The following is a 23,868-nucleotide window of genomic DNA, read 5'->3' as shown; positions in this document are numbered from 1 at the left end:
TCCACCTTCCCTGCCAGTCAGTTGGTACGGCCGAGGGCCGTCGTCCCCCCGCTCGGGGACGACGGCCCTCTGGCGTAGCGGGCGGGGCGGGGGCTAGGTGAGGTCGGTGAGGCCCGTGTTCGCGCCGCACAGGACGATTGCGGTGCGCTCCCCGGGCTGCGGTGCGTACGCGTAGGCGGTGGCTGCCGCGTGCTCGACGGCGAGGCGGCGTTCGTCCCAGAGCCGGTGCCGTGCTCGTACGATCGCCTCGTCCGGTACGAGCACGGAGCGCACGCCGTCGCGGCGGGCCGTGTCGAGGGCGGTCTGCGAGACCCGGGTCGCGCCGAGGGAGTCGGCGGCGACCGAGTCCACCGCGGAGTCGACGACTTGGCCGGCGGCGAGGGCGGCGTTCAGGGCGCGGCAGTTCTCCGGCTCGACGGCGACGACCTCGATTCCTTTGTCCAGTGCGGCGGTTGCCACTCCGGCGAAGAGCCCGCCGCCGCCGACCGACACCACGATCGTGTCGAGTCCTTCGGGGACCTGCCGAAGGATCTCCTCCGTGAGCGTGCCGGCGCCGGCCGCGATCAGCGGATGGTCGTACGCGTGCGAGGCGAGCGCGCCCGAGGTCTCGGCGAACTCCGCGCAGGCGGCCCGCGCTTCGTCGTACCGTGTGCCGACGAGCCGTACCTCCGCACCGTACGAACGCAGCCGGGCCACCTTCACCGGCGGTGCGGTCTCCGGGAGGAAGACGGTCGCGTCGACGCCGTGCTCGCGCGCCGCCCATGCGCAGGCGAGGCCCGCGTTGCCGCCGGAGGCGATGGTCAGCCCGGCGTCGGGGAGCAGTCCGGCCTCGCGGTGGGCGAGGAGGAAGTTCATGGCGCCGCGCGCCTTGAAGCTGCCGGTGTGCTGCATGAATTCGAGGGCGAGCAGCACATTCCCCTCTGTCGGGGCAACGGCGACGGGCCGCACGTGACCGGCGATACGGTCGGTGGCGGCCTTGATCTCACCGGGGGTGAGGGCGGGGGCGGGGGTGCTGGGCTGTGGCACGGGGGCTCCAGGGGTGTAGGTGCGGCAGGTAGGTGGTGCGGGTTGCCTGCGGCTGTGCCCGGTGCACGGCTCCGCCGCGCGTCCTCAAACGCCGGACGGGCTGATGTGCCTAAGAGTTCGGTGCCACCTTCGCCAGGCCGTTGATGATGCGGTCCATCGCGTCGCCGCCCGTCGGGTCGGTCAGGTTGGCCAGCATTTTCAGGGTGAAGCGCATCAGGACGGGGTGGGTGAGGCCGCGTTCGGCGGCCAGTTTCATGATCTTGGGGTTGCCGATGAGCTTCACGAAGGCACGGCCCATCGTGTAGTAGCCGCCGTACGTGTCCTTCAGGACCTGGGGGTAGCGGGCCAGGGCCATTTCGCGCTGGGCGGGGGTCGCGCGGGCGTGGGCCTGGACGATGACCTCCGAGGCGATCTGGCCGGACTCCATCGCGTAGGCGATGCCCTCGCCGTTGAACGGGTTGACCATGCCGCCCGCGTCACCGACCAGGAGCAGGCCCTTGGTGTAGTGCGGTTGACGGTTGAACGCCATCGGGAGGGCCGCGCCGCGGATCGGCATGGTCATGTTTTCGGGGGTGTAGCCCCACTCGGCGGGCATGGACGCGCACCAGGCCTTCAACACCTCGCGCCAGTCCAGTTCCTTGAAGGCCTTGGAGGAGTTGAGGATGCCGAGACCCACGTTGGACGTCCCGTCGCCCATGCCGAAGATCCAGCCGTAGCCGGGGAGGAGGCGGTCCTGGGGTCCGCGGCGGTCCCACAGTTCCAGCCAGGACTCCAGGTAGTCGTCGTCGTGGCGGGGGGAGGTGAAGTACGTGCGGACCGCCACACCCATCGGGCGGTCCTCACGCCGGTGCAGGCCCATCGCGAGGGACAGGCGGGTGGAGTTGCCGTCGGCCGCGACCACGAGCGGGGCGTGGAAGGTGACGGGGAGCTTCTCCTCGCCGAGCTTCGCCTCGACACCCGTGATGCGGCCGGTGCGCTTGTCCAGGATCGGGGCGCCGACGTTGCAGCGCTCGTACAGCCGCGCACCCGCCTTCTGGGCCTGGCGGGCCAGCTGTTCGTCGAAGTCGTCGCGCTTGCGGACCAGTCCGTAGTCCGGGTACGAGGCGAGCTCCGGCCAGTCCAGCTGGAGGCGCTGGCCGCCGCCGATGATGCGCAGGCCCTTGTTGCGCAGCCAGCCCGCTTCCTCGGAGATGTCGATGCCCATCGACACCAGCTGCTTGGTGGCGCGCGGGGTGAGCCCGTCGCCGCAGACCTTTTCGCGGGGGAACGCGGTCTTTTCCAGGAGAAGTACGTCCAGGCCCGACTTGGCCAGGTAGTACGCGGTCGCGGAGCCGGCGGGTCCGGCCCCGACGACGATCACATCTGCGCTGTGTTCGGAGGGGGTCGCGGTCACGGGCTCGGTCACGGCGGGGTCTCCCGTAAGACTCGATGTTGATGTTGTGCCTTGACGGCACAGGGCAAGGGGCAGTCTATGGGGGCGTACCTCTCACTCATCTGAAGGGCTGCCCACATGACCCTCACGCCCCCCGCGGCTCCCGAGCTGTCCTCCGCGCCGTCCCGCGCCCTGCCCACCGTGCGGCTGCGTGTGCCGATCGAGGAGGACGCGTACGCCTGGCACGACGTGTTCAAGAACCCGGAGGTCATGGAGTTCCACGGCGGGAAGCCGCACGGTGTTTCCGTGTACGAGGAGCTGACCGCGCGCCAGCGCAAGCACGACGCCGAACGGGGGTTCTGCCTCTGGACGCTGCTCGACGAGGACGACACGGTGATCGGTTTCACCGGCGCCCAGCCGTGGCCGCACACCCACTTCGGGCCGGTCGGCGAGATCGAGATCGGCTGGCGGCTCGGCCGTGCGTACTGGGGGCGGGGGTACGTCACCGCCGCCGCGCACGCCACCGTGGAGCGGGTACGGGCGGCCGGCGTACCGGAGGTGGCGGCGATGGTGGACGCGCGCAACACCCGTTCCATCGCCGTCACCGAGCGGCTGGGCATGCGGCACACGGAGACCTTCGTCGTGCCCGACTCCGAGCCGGAGCGGACGGGTTACTGCTTCCGGCTGAAGCTGTGAGGCGGTAGGAGCTCGGGCGGGAAGGGCGGGATCAGCCGGTGTACGCGCACTCCCGGAGGGCAGGGCTCAGAAGGCACTCCCGCAGGGCCGGGCTCAGAAGACCGAGAGCCCCGTCAGCGTCGTGAACCGGTCCAGTGCCGCGATGCCCGCCACCGAGTTCCCCTGCGCGTCGAGCCCCGGGCTCCACACGCTCACCGTGCACGTTCCCGGTACGACAGCCACGATCCCGCCGCCGACGCCGCTCTTGCCCGGCAGCCCGACCCGGTAGGCGAACTCGCCCGCCGCGTCGTACGTCCCGCAGGTCATCATCACCGCGTTGATCTGCTTGGCGAGCCTGCGCGGCAGCAGCCGCGACCCGTCCGCGCGCAGCCCGTGCCGGGCCAGGAAGCGGGTGGCGAGCGCCAGGTCGGAGCAGTTCATCTCGATCGAGCACTGCCAGAAGTAGTGGTCGAGGAGGGCCGGGATGGGGTTGGCGATGGTGCCGTACGCCGCCATGAAGTGGGCGAGGGCGGCGTTGCGGTCGCCGTTGTCGGACTCGGAGGCGGCGACCTCCGGGTCGAAGGAGACGTCCGGGTTGCCGCTCTCCTGCCGTACGAACTCCAGGAGTTCGCTGCTCGCGTCGCCGGTGAGGGTCTGGAGGCGGTCGGTGACGACGAGGGCGCCCGCGTTGATGAAGGGATTGCGCGGGATGCCGTTCTCGTACTCCAGCTGGACGAGCGAGTTGAACGGGTTGCCGGAGGGCTCGCGTCCGACCTTCCGCCACAGGTCGTCGCCGCCCTCGGCGAGGGCCAGTGCGAGGGCGAAGACCTTGGTGATGGACTGGGTGGAGAACGGCTGCTGCCAGTCCCCCACCCCGTACACCTTGCCGTCGAGGTCGGCGATCGCCATACCGAAGCTGCCGGGGTCGACACAGGACAGCGCCGGGATGTACGCGGCGACCTGGCCCGCCCCGACCTGCGGGCGGACGTCCTCCTCGATCTGCCTGAGGATGTCCTGGAAGTCGAACTCGGCGGCCTCGCTCATCAGATCCGTACGCCCCGGTGCAGCGCCACGACGCCGCCCGTCAGATTGCGCCAGGCGACCTTCGACCAGCCGGCCTTCTGGAGCTTGGCGGCGAGGCCGGCCTGGTCGGGCCAGGCGCGGATGGACTCGGCGAGGTAGACGTACGCGTCCGGGTTGGAGGACACGGCCGTGGCGACCGGCGGCAGCGCCCGCATCAGGTACTCGGTGTAGACGGTCCTGAACGGCGCCCAGGTGGGGTGCGAGAACTCGCAGATCACCACCCGTCCGCCCTTCTTCGTCACCCGGAACAGCTCCTTCAGCGCGGCGTCCGTGTCGACGACGTTGCGCAGCCCGAAGGAGATGGTGACGACGTCGAAGGACTCGTCCTTGAAGGGCAGCTTCGTCGCGTCGCCTGCGGTGAGCGGCAGGTACGGGTGCTTCCGCTTGCCCTCGCGGAGCATGCCGATGGAGAAGTCGCAGGGGACGACGTACGCCCCTGTGGCCGCGAAGGGGAGCGAGGAGGTGGCGGTGCCGGCGGCGAGGTCCAGGATCCGCTTTCCGGGTCCCGCGTCCACCGCTTTGGCCACCTCCTTGCGCCAGGCGCGGTCCTGGCCGAGGGAGAGCACGGTGTTGGTGAGGTCGTAGTTCGCCGCCACGTCGTCGAACATCGAGGCGACTTCGTGCGGCTGCTTGTCCAAGGATGCGCGGGTCACCCACCCATTGTGCAGGGCGCCTGGGCGGCGGGCGTGGGGCGGGGGAGCGTCACGGCTCGCGCCGGTGGGGGCGGGCGTCCCGGGCTGCGCCCGGTGCACGGCTGCGCCGTGCGTCCTCAAACGCCGGGCGGGCTGTTGAAGATGCCCGCCCGGACCGGCTGATCCGTCAGGCCCGCCTGAACACCAGCCGGCCGCCGATCACCGTCACCAGGCACTCCCCCTCCGGCTCCGTGAACACCGCGAAGTCGGCGACCGCCGAAGGGGTGAGCGGGTTCGGGCGCGGCGCGTGCAGGATCCGGACCGGCGAGCGTTCGACCGCGACCCGTACGGCGGGATGGGTGAAGGGGCCTGCCACCGCCGTCGTGCCGTGGGCGAGGAGCCGCTGTACGCCCCGCCGGGCGCTCGCGCCCCACCGCGTGTCGGTCATGTCCAGGTCGTGCAGGGCGGACCCCGACAGCGGCCCGGTGCCGAGCTCGTCGGCCTCGCGGGGGTCGGGCCAGTAGCGGGCCTGCAGGAGCGTGACCGCGTCCGGCTCGAAGCGGCCGGGGGTGAGATAGCCGTCCCACTCCCTGGTACGGGCCCCCTGGCCCGCGTGCGCCGCCAGCTTCTCGTACGTACCGACTGCGGAGATGCGGTCGCCGTCCACGACGACCGCGTCCCCGGTCGAACCCTCCGAGCCGTCCGCCTCCCGGATCCCCAGGACCCGGTGAATCGTCAGCACCGCGACGTCAGTTGGAGGCGAGGAGCTTCAGCTCGGGGTGCGCCGTGCCGCCCTCGATCGCTGTGGAGGAGAGGTGCGAGACGACGTGGTCGTCGACCGGGTCGCTCGCCGGGTCCGTGTGCACGAGCAGGTGCTCGTACGTCGTGGCGCGCTGGGCCGGCACCCGGCCCGCCTTGCGGATGAGGTCGATGATCTCCATCCGGTTGGAGCGGTGCCTGGCTCCGGCGGACGAGACGACGTTCTCTTCGAGCATGATCGAGCCGAGGTCGTCGGCGCCGTAGTGCAGGGAGAGCTGACCGGCCTCCTTGCCGACCGTCAGCCAGGAGCCCTGGATGTGGGCGATGTTGTCCAGGAAGAGCCGGGCGACGGCGATCAGCCGCAGGTACTCGAAGATCGTGGCCTGGGTGCGGCCCTTCAGCGCGTTGTTCTGCGGCTGGTAGGTGTACGGGATGAACGCGCGGAAGCCGCCCGTCCGGTCCTGTACGTCGCGGATCATGCGCAGGTGCTCGATGCGCTCGGCGTTCGTCTCGCCCGTACCCATGAGCATGGTGGACGTCGACTCGACGCCGAGGCCGTGCGCCTCCTCCATGATCTCCAGCCAGCGCTCGCCGGACTCCTTGAGCGGCGCGATGGCCTTGCGGGCGCGGGCCGGCAGCAGCTCGGCGCCGGCGCCCGCGAAGGAGTCGAGACCCGCGGCGTGGATCCGCTGGATCGCTTCCTTCGTCGACACCTTGGAGATGCGGGCCATGTGCTCGACCTCGGACGCGCCGAGGGAGTGGATGACCAGCTGCGGGTAGGCCTTCTTGATCGCGGCGAAGTGCTCTTCGTAGTACTCGACGCCGTAGTCCGGGTGGTGGCCGCCCTGGAACATGATCTGGGTGCCGCCCAGTTCGACGGTCTCCGCGCAGCGGCGCAGGATGTCGTCGAGGTCGCGGGTCCACACGTCGGGGCTCTTCGGCGCGGCGAAGAAGGCGCAGAACTTGCACGCGGTGACGCACGAGTTCGTGTAGTTGATGTTGCGCTCGATGATGTACGTCGCGATGTCCTCGGTACCCGCGTACCGGCGGCGGCGCACGGCGTCGGCGGCCTGGCCCAGCGCGTGCAGCGGGGCGTCGCGGTACAGGTCGAGCGCTTCCTCGGGAGTGATGCGGCCACCCTCGGCGGCACGGTCAAGGACAGACTGGAGGTCGGCCTTCTCGGTCACCGGGGCGGTTCCTTCCCAAAGGGGTGCACAGCGGGGTGTGCGGGGCGGTACGGCAAGACCGATCCAGCGTACGCCAGGGCGGCATGCCCGTTGCGGGCGGCCACGGAGGGCGGCGCGGTGACGCGGCGCCGCACCTCGGCCCGTGCCGCATCCCGCGCCGCACCCGGTGGCGCCGCACCTCGGCCCGTGCCGCACCCGGTGGCGCGGCCCCGCCACGCGCCGCCTCACGCGCCCCGTCACACGCCCCCTCACTGCTCGTGCACGGGCCTCCGCCACACCGGGACGACGGCCGCGTCCGCCGCCGCCTTCTTCGCTTCGCGGGTGGCCAGCCCCACGGCGATGCGCCACCCCACGCAGTCGGCGAACGCCAGAGCGCCGATCGCACCCGGGACGTACCCGAACCGGTCCTGCGCACCCAGCAGCAGCACTGTCGCCCCGCACCTCACGGATTCCGTCGGGCCCCGTACGCTGCCCGGACCCCGACCTCCGGAGGACCGAATGGCCTCGCACCGCTCCCCCCACCCGGCCGGCCCGCCCGCTCCCCCGCTGCCGGGGGACGCTCTCCGCAGCTCCCCGGCCCTGCTGGCCGACGTCCAGCAGCTCAACGCCCGCTACGGAGTGGACTACACGGACGACGAAACGGTGGGCGCCCTCCTCGCCCGGCACAAGGAGGAGATACACCGGCTGCGGAACAGCCCCAAGGCGTGGGTGGGCGGGATCTCCCTGCTCGTCGCCGTCTGCTGGCCCGCCGCCACGCTCATGGGCCTGGGCCCGCCGGACATGACCCAGGCCCCCCGTTCCCTGGTCGTGCACGCCGCACCGGCCCTCGCCCTCTTCGTCTTCGGCCTCGTGCTCGTCGTCCAGTCCCACCGCAGGGCGGGCCGCCGCATGAATCACCCCGAACTCGTGGGCTACCGCCTGGTGCTGGCGACCGCGACCGCGCACCGGGTTCCGGTGCGCAGTGCCCCCGCGTGGCTGGTAGGGCGCGACAAGTACTCCGACAAGGAGTCCCACCCGGTCCCTGAGCTGGACCTGGCGCCCCGCCCGGACACCGCCGCCCCTGCCACCGGCACCGCGGCCGCGGGCGCTGTCGCCGCCGCGCCGGCACCCGTCGGCCCGCCTCCCCCCGTACCGGAGAAGCCGTACGACGTGGTCCGGTACGAGTCCCTGGGTACGGAGGGCGGCTGGCACGACGAGGCGGGCTGGCTGCTCGTCGCGGCGGGTGGCATCGCGGGAGTCTGGGCCTACTCCGACGGCCAGCCGTTCGGGTACGCCCTGATCCCGGTCCTCGTGGCGCTGGGCGTCCTGGTCTGGGTGGCGGGCCGCCGCCAGGGCGTCCGGCACACGGCGCTGCGCGAGGCGGCGTCGAAGTACGTGGCGGAGGTGACGGCGGCACAGCGGGCGGGGGCCCCGGTGCCGGAGCTGTCGCCCGAGCTGCGAAAGCTCATCGTCTGACCCGCTACTGCTTTTTGAGCTTTCCGTACGGCTTGCCCTGGACGGCGGAAGGCGACGTGTACTGGAGCGTGCCGTCCGCGTTGCGGGTGAGGTTCAGTTCACTGGAGTCGCCGGAGCAGAGCAGCGGGGTGGACGGGCGTGCCGGGTCGGTGCGGTCGACGACGCGGATCTCGTCGGCACTCGCGGAGACGAGCCGGCCGACGCCGTAGCACTTGACGGCTTCTCCCAGGGCGTAGCTCGACCTGTACACGTCCTGGCCCTTGTGTCCCTTGACGATCTCCAGGGTGATGGTGCCGTGCGGCTGGTGGGTGGTGGCCTCGGTGAGGGTGCCGCTCCAGGTGCCGAGGAAGCTGTCCGGCACTGTGCCGGACCCGGCCGGGGCGCCCTTCGTCGGAGAGGGGGACGACGACGAGGCGGCGGGGGGCCTGGCCGCACCGGGGTCCGCATCGTGTTTGCTGCTGCTGCCGCCGTCCGGCCACATGTTCAGCAGGAGGCTGCCGCCGAGAGTGACGGCGGCGAGGGCTCCTGCGACCGAGAGCACCAGCGTGCAGCTGCGGCGGCTGCCACGGCCTTCGGGCCCGGCGGAGGGCCCGTTCTCCGTGGCGACGGACACCGAGAGACCGGGTCTGCCCGGTACACCCTTCCCCCGCTCCTCCCGTTGTACGGGCACGGCGGGTGCCGAGCCCGGGACCGGCGGAATCTGCGCCTCGCTCCGCACCACCCCGTGGGTGAAGGGGACCGGCCCGGACGGCGCCTCGCCCGCCGACGCCTCCAGGTCGAGGAGCCGTACCGCGCCCCGTCCCGCCTCCGCCACCAGCGGCCCCGGCAGCCAGCCGGCCGCGACCATGCCCGCCGCCCCGCCCGGGGCCAGCCGGGCCGCGATCCGTGCCGGGGTGGGCCGGTCGGCGGCCGACTTGGCGAGGCAGTCGGCGACCAGGTCGCGCAAGTCCCCTGTCAGGCCTTCCAGTTCGGGTTCCTCGTGGACCACCTTGTAGAGGAGCGAGGCGGCGGAGTCGCCGGGGAAGGGCGCCGTCCCGGTCGCCGCGTACGCGAGGACCGCGCCCAGCGAGAAGACGTCGGCGGCGGAGGTGACGCCCTTGCCGAGGATCTGTTCGGGCGACATGTAGCCGGGCGAGCCGACCGAGACGCCGGTGGAGGTGAGCGAGGCGGTGGAGTCGGTGGCGCGGGCGATGCCGAAGTCGATGAGGCGGGGGCCGTCGAGGGTCAGCAGCACGTTGGACGGCTTCACGTCCCGGTGTACGAGGCCCAGCGCGTGCACCGCCGTCAGCGCCTCCGCGAGGCCCGCGCCCAGCGCACGTACGGAAGGGTCCGGCAGCGGACCGTGCTCCGCGACCGCCTGCGTCAACGAGGGACCCGCCACATAACCCGTCGCCACCCACGGCACCGGGGCGCCCGGATCGGCGTCGAGCACGGGCGCGGTCCAGGCCCCGCCGACCCTGCGCGCCGCCTCCACCTCACGGCGGAATCGGGCCCGGAACTCCTCGTCGAGGGCGAAGTGCGGGTGCACGATCTTGACGGCGACGGTCCGCCCTCCGGCGCTGCGCCCGAGGTACACCCGGCCCATGCCACCGGACCCCAGGCGGCCGAGCAGCCGGTAGGCACCGATATTCTGCGGATCGCCCGCTTCCAACGGCTGCATGGTGGTGCACTCCCCCGAGGGCCCGCCCAGTGGCCCACTCCCCGTGAGCCTCATGAACCCGTCCCCCACAGTAGGGCCCGAGTGTGCGGGATCACTCGGGACGAGTCGGACACTAGGTGAACCGATGGACCCCGGGTCGCATCTCCTTGTACGGAATCGCCACACCCCGTCCACCACATTTGCCGACGTCCCCGTCCGTCCCTGTCCGTCCCCGCCGCCTCACCCGCACGGAGCCCGCCCATGAATCGCCTGGTCAGCCGCCGTCTGATAGCCGTCACCATGATCGGCTCCGCACTGGCTCTGTCCTTGACCGGCTGCTCCGACGAGGGCAAGCCGTACGACTTCAACTCGGCGGGCAGCGGCGGAAACTCCATCCACCACGCCGCGGTCTCCGGCGACGGTGTGAGCCGGATGCCGATGGGCCCGCGCGCGGACTTCTCCATCTTCCGCACCCTGGAGGACGACACCAAGGTCGCCGAGACGACGCTGACCGGAGCGAAGTCCGGCATCACGGGCAAGGTGTGGGTGTGGGCGCCGAAGCAGTACTTCGACCCCAAGTACGAAAACAGTGGCTTTCCGGTACTGATCGCCCTGCCCGGGTCGTACGGATTCAACAGCAATTACTGGACGAAGCCCAACAATCCATTCCTGGACACGGTGGCCCGGATGTCCGAGGAGGGCACGAGCCTGCCCTTCGTCGTCGTCATGCCCGTACTGAATCCGGAAAAGCGGTACTACGACGGAAGCGACATCCCGGGGCAGCCCAAGGTGGGCACCTGGATGACGGAAGATGTTCCCGATTTCGTCAGGGCGAATTTCCGTACGTTCAATTCGCGGGACGGCTGGGCGTTCATGGGATCGTCGTCCGGCGGATTCGTCGGGCTGAAATCCGTACTCCAGCACCCGGACCGGTTCAAGGCGGTCATCTCCTCGGGCCCGGACATCGTGCCGGACTCCCCGATGTGGAAGGGCCACCCCAAGGAGAAGCTGGCGAACAGTCCCCGCAAGCTGGCCGGCGACCTGATCAAGAAGCCGGGTGCCCCGGACGTCTATGTGGCGTTCCAGGTGGGCAGCAAGGAAACCCTCCAGCCGCGGGTGAACCGCTTCATCCGGGAGTTCGGCAAGGGCCCGGTCAAGACCCATCTGGAAGTCATTCCGGACGGCGTCCACAACCCGGCGACGTACGTCAGGGGCATGGAGGCGGGCAGCCTCAGCTGGATCAGCTCCCACCTGAGGGCCCCCGCCCCCTCGCCGCAGGAGCCGCAGGAGCAGTAGGACCGGCGGGCACTACTCGCCGAGCAGCGTGACCTGTACGTCCGACGGGTAGCCGGTGCTCTCGCCGGTGCGGCGCGCGAACTCCCGTACGCCCTTGATCTGGGCGGGCCCGAAGCGGAAGTCCAGCGTCGTGAAGTACTTCTCCAGCAGCTCGGCGTCGAAGTCCTCCCAGCGCGCGGCCTGCTCGGCGACCCGGTCGACCTCGGCGAGCGACAGGTCGCGGGAGGCCAGGAACGCCTCGTGCGCCTTGTGCACGTGGTGCGGTTCGCGCGCCAGGTAGTCCTTGCGGGCCGCCCACACGGCGAAGACGAACGGCAGCCCCGTCCACTCCTTCCACATCTGCCCCAGGTCGTGGACCTCCAGGCCCAGCCGGGGCGCGTCGTGCAGCGAGGCCCGTAGCGCGGCGTCCCCGATCAGCACGGCGGCGTCCGCCTCGCGCATCATCAGCGAGAGGTCGGGCGGGCAGGTGTAGTAGTCGGGCTCGACGCCGTACTGCTCGGCGAGGAGCAGCTGCGCCAGGCGTACGGAGGTGCGGGAGGTCGATCCGAGGGCGACCCGCGCCTTGTCGAGCTGGGCCAGGGGGACCTTGGAGACGATCACGCAGGACATCACCGGGCCGTCGCAGCCGACCGCGAGATCGGGGAAGGCGACCAGGTCGTCGGCGTTCTTCAGGAACTCGACGACGGTGACGGGCGCGATGTCGAGCTCGCCGCGGATGAGTTGTTCGCTGAGCCGCTCGGGGGTGTCCTTGGTCAGCTCGAAGTCCAGCAGGGTTCCGGTCCGTGCGAGCCCCCAGTAGAGGGGCATGCAGTTCAGGAACTGGATGTGGCCGACGCGGGGCCGGGTGCGGTTCGGCGTCAGCTCGCCAGCGGTTGAATTGTCCACATCGTGAGGCTAGACCCGAAGCGGGCGGAGGACCCCTCCGGGGGTCTTCGCGGGGTCCGCGCGGGGCCCCGGAGAGGTGGCCAAACGGCCTCCCCGCACCCCTCCTGGGGTCAGCCGACACGCCCGTGTCAAACATCCGGGTGACGTGATCTTTCCCTCTACCGCTTGGCTGAGGGTGCGTGCTAGGCTCGCCCGCAAGTTGCAGTTTGGTTTCCCTTGCAGTACAGAGCCTGCGGAGCATGTAACCCCGCAGGCTTTTGTTTTCAGACTTCCTTGTAGGTTCTGGAGCAGGGCAACCCTTTGGCCCATGGGAGGGCTTATGGCTACCGGAACCGTCAAGTGGTTCAACGCTGAAAAGGGCTTCGGCTTCATCGCCCAGGACGGCGGCGGCCCGGATGTCTTCGTCCACTACTCCGCGATCAACGCGGCTGGTTTCCGCTCGCTTGAGGAGAACCAGGTCGTGAACTTCGACGTCACGCAGGGCCCGAAGGGCCCGCAGGCGGAGAACGTCACCCCCGCCTAAGTCCTCGACTTAGTGGGAATGACCGATCGCGGTCATTGAACAGCAGTACCCAAGGAGCCCTGTCCCGCGAAAGCGGAACAGGGCTCCTGCCTTTCTCCTGCCGCTTCTCCCGCCTTTCTCCCGCCTTTCTCCTGCCGCTTCTCCCGCCGCTTCTCCCGCTGCGCTACGGATTCCGGTACAGCTCCTCGACTTCCTCCGCATACCGCTCCAGAACGGCTTTCCGCCGCACCTTCAGCGTCGGCGTGAGCGCCCCGCCCTCGATACTGAAGTCCTCGTCGAGCACGGCGAAGGCCCTGATGCGGGCGGGCCGGGAGAGCTGCGCGTTCGCCGTCTCGACCGCCTGGCGCACCAGCTCCCGTACAGCGGGGTGCTGCCCCGGCCGCTCCCCCAGCTCATGCCCCTCCCGCCCCGCCCACCCGGCGATCTCGTCCGCCTCCAAGGTGATCAGCGCGACGGGGTGCGGCCGGCGGTCGCCGACCATCACGGCGTGCGAGACGTACCGCGACTGCTGGATCGCGTGCTCGACGAGCGAGGGGGTGAGGTTCTTGCCCGAGGACGTGATGATGAGGTCCTTCTTGCGCCCGGTGAGGGTGAGGAATCCGTCCTCGTCGAGCCGCCCCAGGTCACCGGTGTGCAGCCAGCCCTCGCCGTCGAGGGTCTCGCGGGTGGCGCCGTCGTTCCCGTAGTACCCGGGGAAGACCATCCCGCCGCGCGCCAGCACCTCCCCGTCGCCCTCCGCGATCCTCACCTCACAGCCGGGGTACGGGCGGCCGACCGTGCCGTAGCGGACGGCGCCGGGCCGGTTGAGGGAGATGACGCCGCCGGACTCCGTCATTCCGTATCCCTCGTACACGGGGATCGAGCAGGCCCGCAGGAAGTCGAGGGTCTGCGGGGCGATGGGCGCGGCCCCGGTGAGCGCCCACCGCAGCCGCCCGCCGAAGGCACCGCGCACAAGCCCGTACAACGACTTCTCAGCAGCCTCGTAAGCCTCCCTGTCCCCCTCCGGAAGCCGCCCCTCCGCCGCCAGGACCCCGATCCGTACGGCCTCCTCGAACCGCTCCTTGCCGCCCTCCTGGGACTCCGCCATCCCCAGCACCACCGAGTGCACCTTCTCGAAGAGCCGCGGTACGGACGGCAGATGCGTCGGCCGCACCTCACCGAGCTCGCCGAGGACGTCCTCGATCCGCCCCCCGAAGTAGCACAGCTCCCCGCCGAACATGAGGGTGTTGAACTCGATGAGCTGCGCGAGGAGATGCGCGAGCGGGAGATAGAGGTACGTCACGTCCCCCGGCCCGCCCTCGATCATCTCGGCCCCACCGTCGAGCACGGCCCCGAAGTTGGCATGGGTGAGCCGGCAGCCCTTGGGGGGACCGGTGGTGCCGGAGGTGTAGACGAGGGAGGAGAGGTCGGAGGGGACGACGGAGGCGGCCCGGGAGAGGAAGTCCTCGACGGTGGCGCCCTCCCGTGGCAGTTCCGCGAGCTCCGCGAAAGTCAGGGCCCGCACCTGGTGCCTCTCCACTCTCTTCAACTGCTCGGAGTTCTCACACAGGACGTACTCCGCGCCCGAGTCGCTCAGTACCCAGGCGATCTCCTCGTCCCCCGCCGTCGGGTAGACGGGCACGACGACCGCGCCGACCGCCAGTACCGCGAAGTGCGCGTACGTCCACTCGATGCGGGTCTCGCCGAGAAGGGCGACCCGGTCGCCGGGCTCGACGCCGAGAGTGAGCAGCGCCCGGCCGATGTCCCGGACCTTCTCCCGGAGGCGGGCGTACGAGACGGGGCCGGCCCCCTTCGCACGCAGCGCAGGAAGCTCCCCGTACCGCCTCCCCGCCCACTCGGTGAACTCCGCCAGAGTCGCGGGCCGAGGCGGTATCGCGTCCATTGCCGGTTTCGTATCCGTCATGACCCGACGGTAAGTACGCGCCCGGTCGCGGGAGATGACGGGAAACGTCACCCCCGCTGACCCGCGCGCTCAAAGCCGCTACCGTCACGCCATGGGCAAGCGGACGATCACCGTGCACCACGTACGCGCCGTACTGCGCGGTGCCGAGCGCGCGGGCGCCGACATCGTCCCCCTCCTCCAGGCCGCGCACATCCCGCCGCTGCTCCTCGGCGACGACCGGGCGCGTATCACTTCCGTTCAGTTCGCCCGTCTGTTCCGGGCGTTGTACCGCACCACGCGGGACGAGTTCCTGGGCCTGGCCGCGGCGCCCAGCCGTCCCGGTACCTTCGCGATGATGTGTTACGCGGCCCTGGCCTGCCCGGACCTGGGCCGGGCGATGGAACGCGGCGCCGCGTTCTACGGCCTCTTCGACGGCGGCCCGGACCTGACCCTCACCCGTACGCCCGCCGAAGCCGTCTTCACCGTCCACAACAAGCTCGACACCGACGAGGACCGCTTCCTCACCGAGTGCATGGTGATCATCTGGCACCGGCTGTGCAGCTGGCTGACCGGCAGCCGGATCCCGCTGCGCTGGGCGGAGTTCGACTATCCGCCGCCGCCGCACAGGGGCGAGTACGAGACCCTCTTCGGCTGCCCGGTCCGCTTCGGCGCCCCGCGCACGGCGGCGGGCTTCGACGTGCACTGGCTGGCGGCCCCGCTCGTGCAGGACGAGGAGTCCCTCGACGCTCTCCTCCACCGGGCCCCGTTCGACCTCCTCACCCGCCGCGAGTACGGCACGACGGTCGCCGAACAGGTCCGCCGTTCGCTCGCCCAGGCGCTGCGGGCCGGCCCGCGCCTGCCCTCGCTCACCGACACGGCCGCCCGCCTGGCCGTCAGCCCGGCGACGCTCCGGCGCCGGCTGGACCGCGAGAACACGTCGTTCCAGCAGCTCAAGGACGCGGTACGGAGGGACGCGGCGATCGCGGGGCTGGCCGAGGGCCGCGAGCCGATCGCCGAACTCGCCGCCCGGCTCGGCTTCTCGGAGGACACGAGCTTCCACCGGGCGTTCAGGAGGTGGACGGGGACGACGCCGGGGGCGTACCGGGTCGCTTCGCACGTCTATTCGCACGTCTATTCGCACGACTATGAGACTCCGAGTCAGTGAAGCTGAGCATTCCGGTCAGAGCGTTTCTTACTCGCCGGTCACTACGTTCTCCCCACGACCCTGCACCCCCACCCGCTCGTAGGGAGAGCCGTATGTCCGTACGTCACAGAGTGCTCGCGGCCGCAGCAGCCCTCGCCCTGGCCTCCGCCCTGCCGACCGCCGCGACGGCGACAGCGACGGCCGCCGGGGAAGCGCCGCCCGCAGCCCCGGCCACCACGTCCGCCCCCGGTGACCTGGTCTCCACCTCCCCCACCTCCTTCCACCCCCTCCCCCTCCAGCCCACGAACACCGATGCGTGGCACATCGAGTACCGCTCGACGACCGCGAAGGGTGCCCCGAACACCGTCTCGGGCACGGTCATCGTCCCGAAGGACGGCAGGAAGGGCCCACGCCCGCTCGTCACGTACGCGGTCGGAACGGTCGGCATGGGCGACCAGTGCGCACCGAGTGCGGGCTTCCCGTACGGGACGACGATCGAGGCGAGCCTCATCAACCAGGCCGTCCAGCGCGGCTGGGCGGTGGCGGTCACCGACTACGAGGGCCTGGGCACGCCGGGCGACCACACATACACGGTCGGCCGGGCGGAGGGCCAGGCGGTCCTGGACGCGGCCCGCGCGGCGCTCAGACTCCCCGCCGACAAGACCGGCCTGACCGCCGCATCGCCGGTCGGCATCATGGGCTACTCGCAGGGCGGCCAGGCCAGCAGCTGGGCGGCCGAGCTCCACGACTCGTACGCCCCGGAACTCAACATCAAGGGCACGGCGACCGGTGGAGTCCCGGCGGACCTGATGGAGGTCGCGAAGTTCAACGACGGCGGCCTCGGTGCCGGGCTCATCCTCATGGCGGCGGCCGGCCACGACACTGCCTACCCGGAACTCAAGCTCGACTCCTACCTCAACAAGCAGGGCAAGTCGTACGTCGACTTCATGCGCAAGAACTGCGTGGCGATCAATGCGACCTCCGCGCCGTTCAAGCGGATCAGCGAGGTCACGACCACCAACCCCCTGGAAGCTCCGGACTGGAAGGCCAGACTGGCCGCCTCCAAGCTGGGCACCCACGCCCCCGACCACCCGGTCTACCTCTACCACGGGGGCCTGGACGAGCTGATCCCGTACAAGGTCGGCCAGCAGCTGCGCACGGGCTGGTGTGCGGCGGGCGCCAAGGTCCAGTGGCGCTCGCACCCGCTCCTCGAACACATCGGAGGGGTGACGGTCGGCGCGTTCCCGGCCATGTCCTGGCTGGACGACCGCTTCGAGGGCAGGCCGACGGGCGGCAACTGCTAGCTCTACGAGACCAGTTGGGGGGCTCGGCCGTACGCACGCCACGGCCGGGCCTTCACGCGTGACGGGGCACCGGACTTCGCTCTCCGGGCACCGGTCACGCCCAGCAGCCACTCACCGATTCCGCTTTCCCGGCGTGAACGGGCCGGACACGGGGGCCACGCACTTGTCCACGACGGTCTCGTCGCCGGCCGCCGAGCCCTCCAGGCAGAGCCGTCCGCCCTTGTCCCGCAGGTCGAGGAAGAACCGTGTGGCCGCACCCGACTGCTTCAGGTCGTGAATGCGTCCGTCGGCATAGCCGAGGCCGTTCAGGACCGTCCTGACCTTGGCGGGCGAGGGAGCCGTCAGATTCCAGAGCGCCTGGGCGATGCGCTCCTCATGGAAATTGCTCGCGCACCAGTCACGAGCGTTCAACTCCACTTCCGGCCCCGCCGTGGGGGCGACGGGCTCGACGTCCGGCGGTATGCCCACCACACCGGCCGGCAGCGGCCGCGAAGGACCAGTCGGCGGCGGCACCGGCGGGGCGCTCGGGGGACACGACTGCTCGACCATGTCCAGTATCTCGGTGAGACCGTGGGCCTTGGCGGTGCTGGTGACTCCGGCGGTACTGGTGGCTCCGGCGGTACTGGTGGCTCCGGCGGTGCTGGCGGGCTTGCTCTGCAGGTTACCGGCGCTTGTCTTCTCGGTGCCGCAGGCGGTGAGCGCCAGAGCGGCGAGAGCCGTCACCACGAGCAGGTGCCGTCGGCGGCGCGGGATGTGGGTAACGGTGCTGGTCAGGGCGGGAGTTCGTCTCACGGGCCAAGTCTGTGATCAAGCCGCTCCTCGCACGTGAGTAGTCGTACTCAAGTCCGCAGGGAGTACCCGCTCAAGCTTCCCTACGTTGTTCTGCGGGCCCGGGTACTTGGTGCTCACCTCCGCCCACACCTGTGGGACGATCCCCGGTATGCGCCTGGCCACCGACGGGGTCACCCCCGTCCCACGACTGCTGCTGGTCGACGAACTCGAGACGGACGACGGGCACTTCTGCGAACTGTCCGCCCCGCTCCTCCTGACACCCGGCGACCGGATCAGCTTCGACGGCGGGAGCCTCGTCGTGACGAGGGTGAACGGCGAGACCTTCGAGCCTGCCGGCACCCGGGGAGTGCGCTGTCGCGGGGGCCGTCGTGCCTGACATCCCGAACAGCCCGCAATGTCACCGGCCTTGACGACGTACGCTCCCGCCTCGCCCGCCGTGTCGGAGAATGCTCAGTCGAGGCAGAACTCGTTGCCCTCGATGTCCTGCATCGTGATGCAGGACTCGTTCTCCTCATCGGCATACTGCGTGTACAGGTGCACCGCGCCGAGCGCGACCAGGCGTGCGCATTCGGCCTCAAGGGTGGCCAGGCGCTCCGCACCCGCGAGGCCGGTGCCGGCTCGTACGTCGACATGCACCCTGTTCTTGGCGACCTTCCCTTCGGGAACGCGCTGGAAGAACAGTCGCGGGCCCGCGCCCGAGGGATCGCTGCACGAGAACCAGGAATCCCGCTCCTCGGGAGGCAGGGAGGCGTTGTAGCCGTCCCAGGTTTTGAACCCCTCCGGCGGCGCCGGTGCGACGTACCCCAGCGCCTCGCACCAGAAGCGGGCGACGCGCTCGGGTTCCGCGCAGTCGAAGGTGACTTGGATCTTCCTGATCGTTGACATCGGCGCACCATAGCAGGGGGGCTCTGTCGCTCAATTGCCGGAGTGGAGCTCTGTGTTGGCAGGCGGCTCACCCGGCCCGTACCTGCGCACCCGGGGCCGGAGCCTACGCCTGGATCCCGTCCCAGGCGCGGGGGCGGTCGAACCCTTCCCACTCGGGTCGGAGCAGAGCGAACACGGCGAGGTCGTGGCGGCGGCCGCGATGGAGACAGGCGGAGCGGCTGGTGCCTTCTCGTACGAAACCGGACTTGGCGAGGGCGGCGAGGGCGGGGGCGTTCTCGGCGTGGGTCTCCGCCACGAGGCGGTGCATCGGGAGTTCGCCGAACGCCAGGTCCACCAGGGCGTCGACGGCCTCGGTGCCATGACCGTGCCCGCGATGCTGGGCAGCGAGCATCAGCTCGACCTCTGCTGTGCCGTTGACGATGTTCTGGCCGCTCAGGGCGATGTGGCCGATGGGGGTGCCGTCGGGGAGGAGGACGAGGAAGTCGTCGCGGTCGTTGTCCTCATTGTTACGCTCGATGCGCTCGCGCAGGGCGGTGAGTGAGCGCGGCCAGATGCCGAATTCGTAGGCGGTTACGGGGTCGGACCGCCAGCCGTGCAGGAGCTCGGCGTCCTCGATGTCGAGCGCCGCGAACCCGACACCCTTGGCTCGCCAGGCAAGCTCCCGATTCCTTTCGGTCCCTGCGTCGTGCTCATCGCCTGCGATTTCGGTGTCTTCGGTCATGGCCGGATGCTATGGGCGCCCCCGAGTCCCGACCACTGGTTTGTCCCGCTCGACGGTGCGGCGCCGCCCTTCCCTTCTGGTCCGGGGCGTAGTCCTCCGGAGCCTCATCGGAACCTGCCGTCCACCACCTTCGGCTGCACCCCGAGCACCAGCCGGTTCATCGCCTCCGGCATCACCCCGAACGAAGCGAGCCGCGTCTCCACGAGATACAGCTCCCCGGTCTCGTCGATACCGAGGAAGAAGCGCCCCCCGTCGTGCTCGCCCACGGGAAAAATGACCCGGCCGATCAATGCGCCCCACTCCGCGAACCGGTCCCCCTCCCCCAGGCACAGCAGCGGATCGAACGCGAAGGGCTCCCGGGTACGGCTGACCCCGTGGCCGTGGTGCCCCACCGCCAGCCCACCGAACTCGGCCAGGAAGTCCCGCGCCGCCGCGTGCCCCCTCAGCTCTTCCTCCTCGAAGGCAACGAGCCAGCGCTCCGGATCGACCCGTCGACCCGGCTCCCAACCGGCCTCCCGCAGAACTCGGTTCGTCTCCAGCGGAAACTCCAGCATCTCCACTCACCCCGCTCGACCCCGGCCACCGACGCCGGCACCGGCTCAGGGGCCATTCAGAGTTCGTTCAGGACAGTGAACCAGTGCACATCGAAATGCTGCGCCATGTTCCCGGGAAAATCGAGGTCCGTCAGATACCGGAACACTGCCTCCGTGAGGCTGCACTCAAAGCGTTCGGACTCCCCGTCCTCCTCGGTCACACAGACGGGCCAGCGGTCGGGGTCCGGGCCGTCGGGAAGCCAGCAGAAGTCCTGCTGGTACTCGTTGCCGGCCCAGGACAGCCTTCCGTCCGGGGCGGGGTATCTCTCGGCGAGCCGGACCAGGTACTCGGGGCCGTGGATTCCCAGGAACCCGTCGAACAGCCCCTCCCCGAAGGTCTCGATCAGCCTCTTGTAGTCGCTCGGCAGGCGGGTGCCGAGACGTGCTTCGACTGCCGCCCAGTCGACCGTACGAGGCTCGCCCCCCATCGCCGCCCAGCCGGTCACGGCGACGATCCGGTCCAGCCAGGACGCGTCCGGCGGCAGCTCCGACGGGTCCGGGGTGGTCCGTTCCGCGACGACCAGGAGGGGCCGCGCGACTCCTCCGGCGCAGGCTGACGCATCGGTACGGGTTCGGCCGAGCGCGACCCACCGCGCATCCCACTGCCACGCGTGATCCCACTCGACCTGTTTCCCACCGACCAGCGACGGCAGACCGGCCGCGCCGGTCGGGCCCGTGCGGGGGCTTCCCTGCCACGCGCTGATCATCTCCACGACCGCATCCGGCCCCGGCCCGCCCTCGACCGGCACGCACACGTGCCCCGGCTCGTGTCCTGCCTCGCCGCACACCAGCTCGCCGGAGTCGTCGTACAAGAACTCCCTGACGAGCGCCCACAGTTGCTCCGTGTCCACCGGCCCTCAGCCCTGCTCGCCGGCGGTGTGGTCGGTGATGTCGGCGGTGCCCGTACCGGTGAGGGAGGGTGCCCAGTAGCTACTCATCCGGGCATCCAACCACCGGCGCACCACACCGGCCAAAGGTGTCGGGCTCTTCAGACACCGGGAGAGGGCAGTGCCTGAGACGCTAGAAGTGGGGCCCATGGTGCTGCCGGATGAGCGAGGATCCCGAAGGCGTCTTCCGGTCCTTCTGAGTGGTGAGCAGGCGGCGGAGCCGGGCGAGACCTCTCCCGGCCCGGTTTGTGCGTGCCGACAGCCGATTCCGGGGGCCGGAGTCGTTGCTGCCGCCGGGCACCGCAGCCGCAACGAGCGTCTGTCCGCTGACCGTCAGCAGGAGCAGCGGGGAAGGTGCCGAGGAGGACGCAGGTCGTGGGAGTTCGTAGTGGGGCATGGGCTCTACGGTCGGCTGCCGTGGCCCCTGCGGTCCAACACCTGTTCCGTTCGTATTCACGCACCTGTGTTGTCAGTTTCCTGCGCGCCGGTAGATTGCCCCGGTGCCCCGCGACTTCGACCCCCGTCTCCTGCGCGCCTTCGTCGCCACCGCCGAGGAGCTTCATTTCACGCGTGCCGCCACCCGGCTGTACGTGGCCCAGCAGGCGCTGAGCCGGGACATCCGGCGGCTCGAACGCGAGCTGGATGCCGAGCTGTTCGTACGTACCACCCGAAATGTCCGCCTCACGGACGAGGGCGCGCGGCTCCTGCCGTACGCCCGGCAAGTGCTCGCCGCGCACGAGGCGTTCGTCGTCGCGGCGCGAGAGTCGGGCGAGCCGCGTGAGCTACGGCCGCTGGTCGTCGACGTCGGGGACCTGGTGGCCACCGGGCACAGGGTGGTGGAGGAGACCCGGCTCGCCCACCCCGAGCTGGAGATCGTCGCCCGTTTCCACAGCGGCCTCACCGGCGCCGCCCAGGAGATCCTCGAAGGCCCTCTCGACGCGTCCTTCGGACGGTTCGCCGGGCTCGCCCCCGCCGTGGCCGCGCGGCTCGGCCACCTTCCGGTGCGTTACGAGCGGATGGCCGTGCTCCTGCCCGAGGACCACGCCCTCTGCGCGTACGACCGCATCCCGCTGAAGGCTCTCACCGGCCGGACCCTCTACGCCGCGGCGGGCAATCAGTCCGCCGCCGAGTGGACCGACCTCGCCACCCGCCTGTTCGCCGGGCACGGCATTCAACTGGCCGAACCCTTCCCGGAGATCGAGGGTCCGGAAGAGTTCATGCGTGTCGTACGGAAGCGGGGGTGGTGGGTGCTGGCGAGCACGGAGTTCATCGACTTCCCCGGCATGGCCCTGCGCCTGCTCAGCGACCCCGTACCCCTCTCGCCCCTCTCCCTGGTCTGGCGCGCAGGCCTCGACCACCCGGCCCTCGACGCCCTCGCCGACACCGCACGGCGCCTCGCCCAAGAACACCACTGGCTCGACCTGCCCCCGGACGCGTGGCTGCCGCCGGAGGACAGGGCGGCAATGCGGGTGCGGGAGGGTGCCCAGAGACGGGGACGGACCTCGCCCCAAGCGTGACGACCCCGGCCGGCGCGTCCACCACGCCCGCGCCGACGAGCAGGAGCCGGTCAAGGTCTCCGTACCCCAGCTGCACCAAGCCTGATCCGAGGGCCTCCGGACAGCCATTTCACCAGGTCAGAGGCCGTTGTCAGTGGCTCCACCTAGTGTGAAGACATCACTTGGGGAGCCTCCGAGAGGGAGCACAAGCATGTCTGCAAACAAGATCCAGCACAAGGTCAATCACGTCGCGCTGGTCGTGGACTGTTCGGGTTCGATGCGTCCGCATCAGAGTCAACTGGTGCGTGTGGTGGACGAGTTCGTGGCGGGGCTGAAGGCGGAGTCGGACAGTCTCGGCCACGAGACGCGGATCAGCCTCTACTCCTTCGACCACCGGGTGGAGAACCTCGTCTGGGACATGGATGTGAAGCATCTCCCGTCCATGCGGGGGCTGTACCAGGTCAACGGCGGCGCCACGGCCCTCATCGAGGCCTCGTTGAAGTCGCTGGACGACCTGGAGCACATCTGGGAGGAGTACGGCGAGCACAGCTTCCTCCAGATCGTCGTGACGGACGGCGAGGAGAACGCCTCCGGCGGTTCCATGCGGCACGACGGCGACATGACCGTCCTCGGCCCCTGGCTCGACCGGATCGCGGCGAAGATGGGCGGGCTGCCGGGTCACTGGACCTCCGCGATCCTCGTTCCGAACTCCCTCGCGAAGCGCACCGCCCAGAACTACGGCTTCCCGGCCGGGAACATCGCCGTCTGGGACGCGGACTCCCAGGAAGGCGTCGAGGAGGCGATCGGCACCGTGCGCGCCGCCGCCACCAGCTTCCTCCGCGGCCGCGAGCAGGGCGTGCGCGGTACGAAGAATCTGTTCGCGGTCGGCCAGGACGTCTCGGTCGACGACATACGGGCGAACCTCGACCCCGTCCCTGCCGACAAGTACCGCCTCCTGAAGGTGGACACGGAGGTCGAGATCCGCTCCTTCGTCGATTCACACCCGGGCGTGACGTACCAACGCGGCGCCTGCTACTACCAGTTGGGCACCCGGGTCCAGGTGCAGCCCGACAAGGAAGTCATCGTCGTCGAGAAGGACACCGACCGCGCATACACGGGCGACGCGGCGCGCAATCTCCTGTTCGGTACGGGCGTGAAGGGGACGGTCTCCGTGAAGGCGGGGAACAACCCCAAGCTGGAGGTGTACGTGCAGAGCCGTTCGGTGAACCGAAAGCTCAAGCCGAAGACCCGCCTGCTCATCATGCTGTGAGCAACACGCTGAGATTCCGGGGTTTGTGAATTCTTCGTTTCGGCCGCCGGTGGATACCGGCGGCCGTTTCGTATGTACCGCATGTATGGGACATGCAGGAAATTCGTCGTGTACACCGTCAAGAGCATCAACGCGCCGAAAAGAGGGGCAAGTTGTGGGTGCAGACGAATGAGAATGCCGAAAGGTTGTACGTAGTGCGGGAATTGAGGTCGTGAGAAGGACCACCGGGAGATGGTGTGACGATTGCAAAGCGGGGCCCGCTTGAGTGAGTGGGGAGTGCAGGCCGTTCCCCTGCTGACTGAATGTGGACCGATGGCCGGACAGGGGCGGCCGGGTGAGAACGACAGGACCGATGGGGAGGG

General features: G+C 70.2%; 24 protein-coding genes. 9 read left to right on the top strand and 15 right to left on the bottom strand.

The features are described from left to right. Positions 1-93 precede the first annotated feature (93 nt). Positions 94-1,026 (bottom strand): threonine/serine dehydratase, encoded by a 933-nt coding sequence (locus tag AB0D18_RS14785; protein WP_362417030.1) that lies wholly within the window; start codon positions 1,024-1,026, stop codon positions 94-96. 109 nt (positions 1,027-1,135) lie between these two features. Continuing rightward, complete coding sequence (locus AB0D18_RS14780) at positions 1,136-2,431, bottom strand: geranylgeranyl reductase family protein (protein ID WP_362417027.1); 1,296 nt, start codon at positions 2,429-2,431, stop codon at positions 1,136-1,138. 105 nt (positions 2,432-2,536) lie between these two features. On the opposite strand from AB0D18_RS14780, the gene AB0D18_RS14775 reads away from it, so the two are divergent. Then, positions 2,537-3,094, top strand: a complete 558-nt coding sequence (locus tag AB0D18_RS14775) for a GNAT family N-acetyltransferase (RefSeq protein ID WP_362417024.1) — start codon at positions 2,537-2,539, stop codon at positions 3,092-3,094. 93 nt (positions 3,095-3,187) lie between these two features. On the opposite strand, the gene AB0D18_RS14770 is transcribed toward AB0D18_RS14775, so the two are convergent. The 5 genes from AB0D18_RS14770 to AB0D18_RS14750 all read right to left on the bottom strand — a co-directional run bounded on the left by AB0D18_RS14770 (position 3,188) and on the right by AB0D18_RS14750 (position 7,162). Next, positions 3,188-4,117 (bottom strand): glutaminase, encoded by a 930-nt coding sequence (locus AB0D18_RS14770; protein WP_362417022.1) that lies wholly within the window; start codon positions 4,115-4,117, stop codon positions 3,188-3,190. Next, a complete protein-coding gene (locus tag AB0D18_RS14765; protein WP_362417019.1) occupies positions 4,117-4,809 on the bottom strand; it encodes a demethylmenaquinone methyltransferase in 693 nt (230 codons plus the stop codon). Before AB0D18_RS14765 ends, AB0D18_RS14770 begins: the two co-directional genes overlap by 1 nt. A 166-nt stretch (positions 4,810-4,975) precedes the next feature. Beyond that, positions 4,976-5,530 carry a hypothetical protein gene (locus tag AB0D18_RS14760; RefSeq protein ID WP_362417016.1) on the bottom strand — a complete coding sequence of 185 codons (555 nt, stop codon included), beginning with the start codon at positions 5,528-5,530 and terminating at the stop codon, positions 4,976-4,978. A 7-nt stretch (positions 5,531-5,537) separates the two neighbouring features. Next, a complete protein-coding gene (gene mqnC, locus AB0D18_RS14755; RefSeq protein WP_362417013.1) occupies positions 5,538-6,734 on the bottom strand; it encodes a cyclic dehypoxanthinyl futalosine synthase in 1,197 nt (398 codons plus the stop codon). Between the two features lie 248 nt (positions 6,735-6,982). Further along, complete coding sequence (locus AB0D18_RS14750) at positions 6,983-7,162, bottom strand: hypothetical protein (RefSeq protein WP_362417010.1); 180 nt, start codon at positions 7,160-7,162, stop codon at positions 6,983-6,985. Between the two features lie 70 nt (positions 7,163-7,232). Between AB0D18_RS14750 and AB0D18_RS14745 the strand changes: the two genes are divergently transcribed. Beyond that, a complete protein-coding gene (locus AB0D18_RS14745; RefSeq protein ID WP_362417008.1) occupies positions 7,233-8,189 on the top strand; it encodes a hypothetical protein in 957 nt (318 codons plus the stop codon). Between the two features lie 4 nt (positions 8,190-8,193). On the opposite strand, the gene AB0D18_RS14740 is transcribed toward AB0D18_RS14745, so the two are convergent. Then, positions 8,194-9,849 (bottom strand): serine/threonine-protein kinase, encoded by a 1,656-nt coding sequence (locus AB0D18_RS14740; protein WP_362417005.1) that lies wholly within the window; start codon positions 9,847-9,849, stop codon positions 8,194-8,196. Between the two features lie 240 nt (positions 9,850-10,089). Here AB0D18_RS14740 and AB0D18_RS14735 point away from each other — a divergent pair, with 240 nt between their 5' ends. Then, positions 10,090-11,124: an alpha/beta fold hydrolase gene (locus tag AB0D18_RS14735; RefSeq protein ID WP_362417002.1), complete on the top strand. Its 1,035-nt coding sequence runs from the start codon at positions 10,090-10,092 to the stop codon at positions 11,122-11,124. 12 nt (positions 11,125-11,136) lie between these two features. On the opposite strand, the gene AB0D18_RS14730 is transcribed toward AB0D18_RS14735, so the two are convergent. Next, positions 11,137-12,009 carry a menaquinone biosynthesis protein gene (locus tag AB0D18_RS14730; protein WP_362416999.1) on the bottom strand — a complete coding sequence of 291 codons (873 nt, stop codon included), beginning with the start codon at positions 12,007-12,009 and terminating at the stop codon, positions 11,137-11,139. A 319-nt stretch (positions 12,010-12,328) separates the two neighbouring features. Here AB0D18_RS14730 and AB0D18_RS14725 point away from each other — a divergent pair, with 319 nt between their 5' ends. After that, on the top strand, positions 12,329-12,532 hold the full coding sequence (locus tag AB0D18_RS14725; RefSeq protein ID WP_006347360.1) for a cold-shock protein: 204 nt from the start codon (positions 12,329-12,331) through the stop codon (positions 12,530-12,532). Between the two features lie 163 nt (positions 12,533-12,695). On the opposite strand, the gene AB0D18_RS14720 is transcribed toward AB0D18_RS14725, so the two are convergent. Next, positions 12,696-14,435 carry an AMP-dependent synthetase/ligase gene (locus tag AB0D18_RS14720; protein WP_362416996.1) on the bottom strand — a complete coding sequence of 580 codons (1,740 nt, stop codon included), beginning with the start codon at positions 14,433-14,435 and terminating at the stop codon, positions 12,696-12,698. A 91-nt stretch (positions 14,436-14,526) separates the two neighbouring features. Between AB0D18_RS14720 and AB0D18_RS14715 the strand changes: the two genes are divergently transcribed. Beyond that, positions 14,527-15,579 carry an AraC family transcriptional regulator gene (locus AB0D18_RS14715; protein ID WP_362416993.1) on the top strand — a complete coding sequence of 351 codons (1,053 nt, stop codon included), beginning with the start codon at positions 14,527-14,529 and terminating at the stop codon, positions 15,577-15,579. Positions 15,580-15,671: 92 nt separating this feature from the next. Beyond that, the gene (locus AB0D18_RS14710) at positions 15,672-16,862 is read left to right on the top strand and encodes a lipase family protein (protein ID WP_362416990.1); all 1,191 of its coding nucleotides are present in this window, start codon (positions 15,672-15,674) and stop codon (positions 16,860-16,862) included. Positions 16,863-16,973: 111 nt separating this feature from the next. On the opposite strand, the gene AB0D18_RS14705 is transcribed toward AB0D18_RS14710, so the two are convergent. Then, entirely contained in the window at positions 16,974-17,654 is a 681-nt protein-coding gene (locus tag AB0D18_RS14705; RefSeq protein WP_362416987.1) for a hypothetical protein, read from the bottom strand. Positions 17,655-17,802: 148 nt separating this feature from the next. Here AB0D18_RS14705 and AB0D18_RS14700 point away from each other — a divergent pair, with 148 nt between their 5' ends. Beyond that, positions 17,803-18,030, top strand: coding sequence for a hypothetical protein (locus tag AB0D18_RS14700; RefSeq protein ID WP_362416984.1), 228 nt, complete (start codon positions 17,803-17,805; stop codon positions 18,028-18,030). Positions 18,031-18,104: 74 nt separating this feature from the next. Here AB0D18_RS14700 and AB0D18_RS14695 read toward each other — a convergent pair whose 3' ends face one another. The 4 genes from AB0D18_RS14695 to AB0D18_RS14680 all read right to left on the bottom strand — a co-directional run bounded on the left by AB0D18_RS14695 (position 18,105) and on the right by AB0D18_RS14680 (position 20,704). After that, positions 18,105-18,539, bottom strand: coding sequence for a VOC family protein (locus tag AB0D18_RS14695; protein ID WP_362416981.1), 435 nt, complete (start codon positions 18,537-18,539; stop codon positions 18,105-18,107). A gap of 103 nt (positions 18,540-18,642) precedes the next feature. Continuing rightward, a complete protein-coding gene (locus AB0D18_RS14690; protein WP_362416978.1) occupies positions 18,643-19,260 on the bottom strand; it encodes a GNAT family protein in 618 nt (205 codons plus the stop codon). Between the two features lie 104 nt (positions 19,261-19,364). Beyond that, positions 19,365-19,814, bottom strand: coding sequence for an SUKH-3 domain-containing protein (locus AB0D18_RS14685; RefSeq protein WP_362416975.1), 450 nt, complete (start codon positions 19,812-19,814; stop codon positions 19,365-19,367). A 56-nt stretch (positions 19,815-19,870) separates the two neighbouring features. Beyond that, positions 19,871-20,704 carry an SMI1/KNR4 family protein gene (locus AB0D18_RS14680; RefSeq protein ID WP_362416972.1) on the bottom strand — a complete coding sequence of 278 codons (834 nt, stop codon included), beginning with the start codon at positions 20,702-20,704 and terminating at the stop codon, positions 19,871-19,873. 536 nt (positions 20,705-21,240) lie between these two features. Here AB0D18_RS14680 and AB0D18_RS14675 point away from each other — a divergent pair. Both AB0D18_RS14675 and AB0D18_RS14670 read left to right on the top strand, forming a co-directional pair. Further along, positions 21,241-22,257 carry a LysR family transcriptional regulator gene (locus AB0D18_RS14675; RefSeq protein ID WP_362416969.1) on the top strand — a complete coding sequence of 339 codons (1,017 nt, stop codon included), beginning with the start codon at positions 21,241-21,243 and terminating at the stop codon, positions 22,255-22,257. 190 nt (positions 22,258-22,447) lie between these two features. Continuing rightward, the gene (locus tag AB0D18_RS14670; protein WP_362416966.1) at positions 22,448-23,506 is read left to right on the top strand and encodes a vWA domain-containing protein; all 1,059 of its coding nucleotides are present in this window, start codon (positions 22,448-22,450) and stop codon (positions 23,504-23,506) included. The last annotated feature ends 362 nt before the right edge of the window (positions 23,507-23,868 follow it).

Origin of the sequence: Streptomyces sp. NPDC048442 (assembly GCF_040651475.1) — a bacterium.
Lineage (GTDB): Bacteria > Actinomycetota > Actinomycetes > Streptomycetales > Streptomycetaceae > Streptomyces.
This window is presented reverse-complemented; position numbering and strand designations above follow the sequence as displayed.

What these genes read in the sequence shown, in the direction of transcription:
- AB0D18_RS14775 (WP_362417024.1), top strand. Translation starts at nt 2,537, where the DNA reads ATGACCCTCACGCCCCCCGCGGCTCCCGAGCTGTCCTCCGCGCCGTCC.
- AB0D18_RS14770 (WP_362417022.1), bottom strand. Translation starts at nt 4,117, where the DNA reads ATGAGCGAGGCCGCCGAGTTCGACTTCCAGGACATCCTCAGGCAGATC.
- AB0D18_RS14745 (WP_362417008.1), top strand. Translation starts at nt 7,233, where the DNA reads ATGGCCTCGCACCGCTCCCCCCACCCGGCCGGCCCGCCCGCTCCCCCG.
- AB0D18_RS14740 (WP_362417005.1), bottom strand. Translation starts at nt 9,849, where the DNA reads ATGCAGCCGTTGGAAGCGGGCGATCCGCAGAATATCGGTGCCTACCGG.
- AB0D18_RS14735 (WP_362417002.1), top strand. Translation starts at nt 10,090, where the DNA reads ATGAATCGCCTGGTCAGCCGCCGTCTGATAGCCGTCACCATGATCGGC.
- AB0D18_RS14725 (WP_006347360.1), top strand. Translation starts at nt 12,329, where the DNA reads ATGGCTACCGGAACCGTCAAGTGGTTCAACGCTGAAAAGGGCTTCGGC.
- AB0D18_RS14720 (WP_362416996.1), bottom strand. Translation starts at nt 14,435, where the DNA reads ATGACGGATACGAAACCGGCAATGGACGCGATACCGCCTCGGCCCGCG.
- AB0D18_RS14715 (WP_362416993.1), top strand. Translation starts at nt 14,527, where the DNA reads ATGGGCAAGCGGACGATCACCGTGCACCACGTACGCGCCGTACTGCGC.
- AB0D18_RS14710 (WP_362416990.1), top strand. Translation starts at nt 15,672, where the DNA reads ATGTCCGTACGTCACAGAGTGCTCGCGGCCGCAGCAGCCCTCGCCCTG.
- AB0D18_RS14700 (WP_362416984.1), top strand. Translation starts at nt 17,803, where the DNA reads ATGCGCCTGGCCACCGACGGGGTCACCCCCGTCCCACGACTGCTGCTG.
- AB0D18_RS14695 (WP_362416981.1), bottom strand. Translation starts at nt 18,539, where the DNA reads ATGTCAACGATCAGGAAGATCCAAGTCACCTTCGACTGCGCGGAACCC.
- AB0D18_RS14690 (WP_362416978.1), bottom strand. Translation starts at nt 19,260, where the DNA reads ATGACCGAAGACACCGAAATCGCAGGCGATGAGCACGACGCAGGGACC.
- AB0D18_RS14685 (WP_362416975.1), bottom strand. Translation starts at nt 19,814, where the DNA reads ATGCTGGAGTTTCCGCTGGAGACGAACCGAGTTCTGCGGGAGGCCGGT.
- AB0D18_RS14670 (WP_362416966.1), top strand. Translation starts at nt 22,448, where the DNA reads ATGTCTGCAAACAAGATCCAGCACAAGGTCAATCACGTCGCGCTGGTC.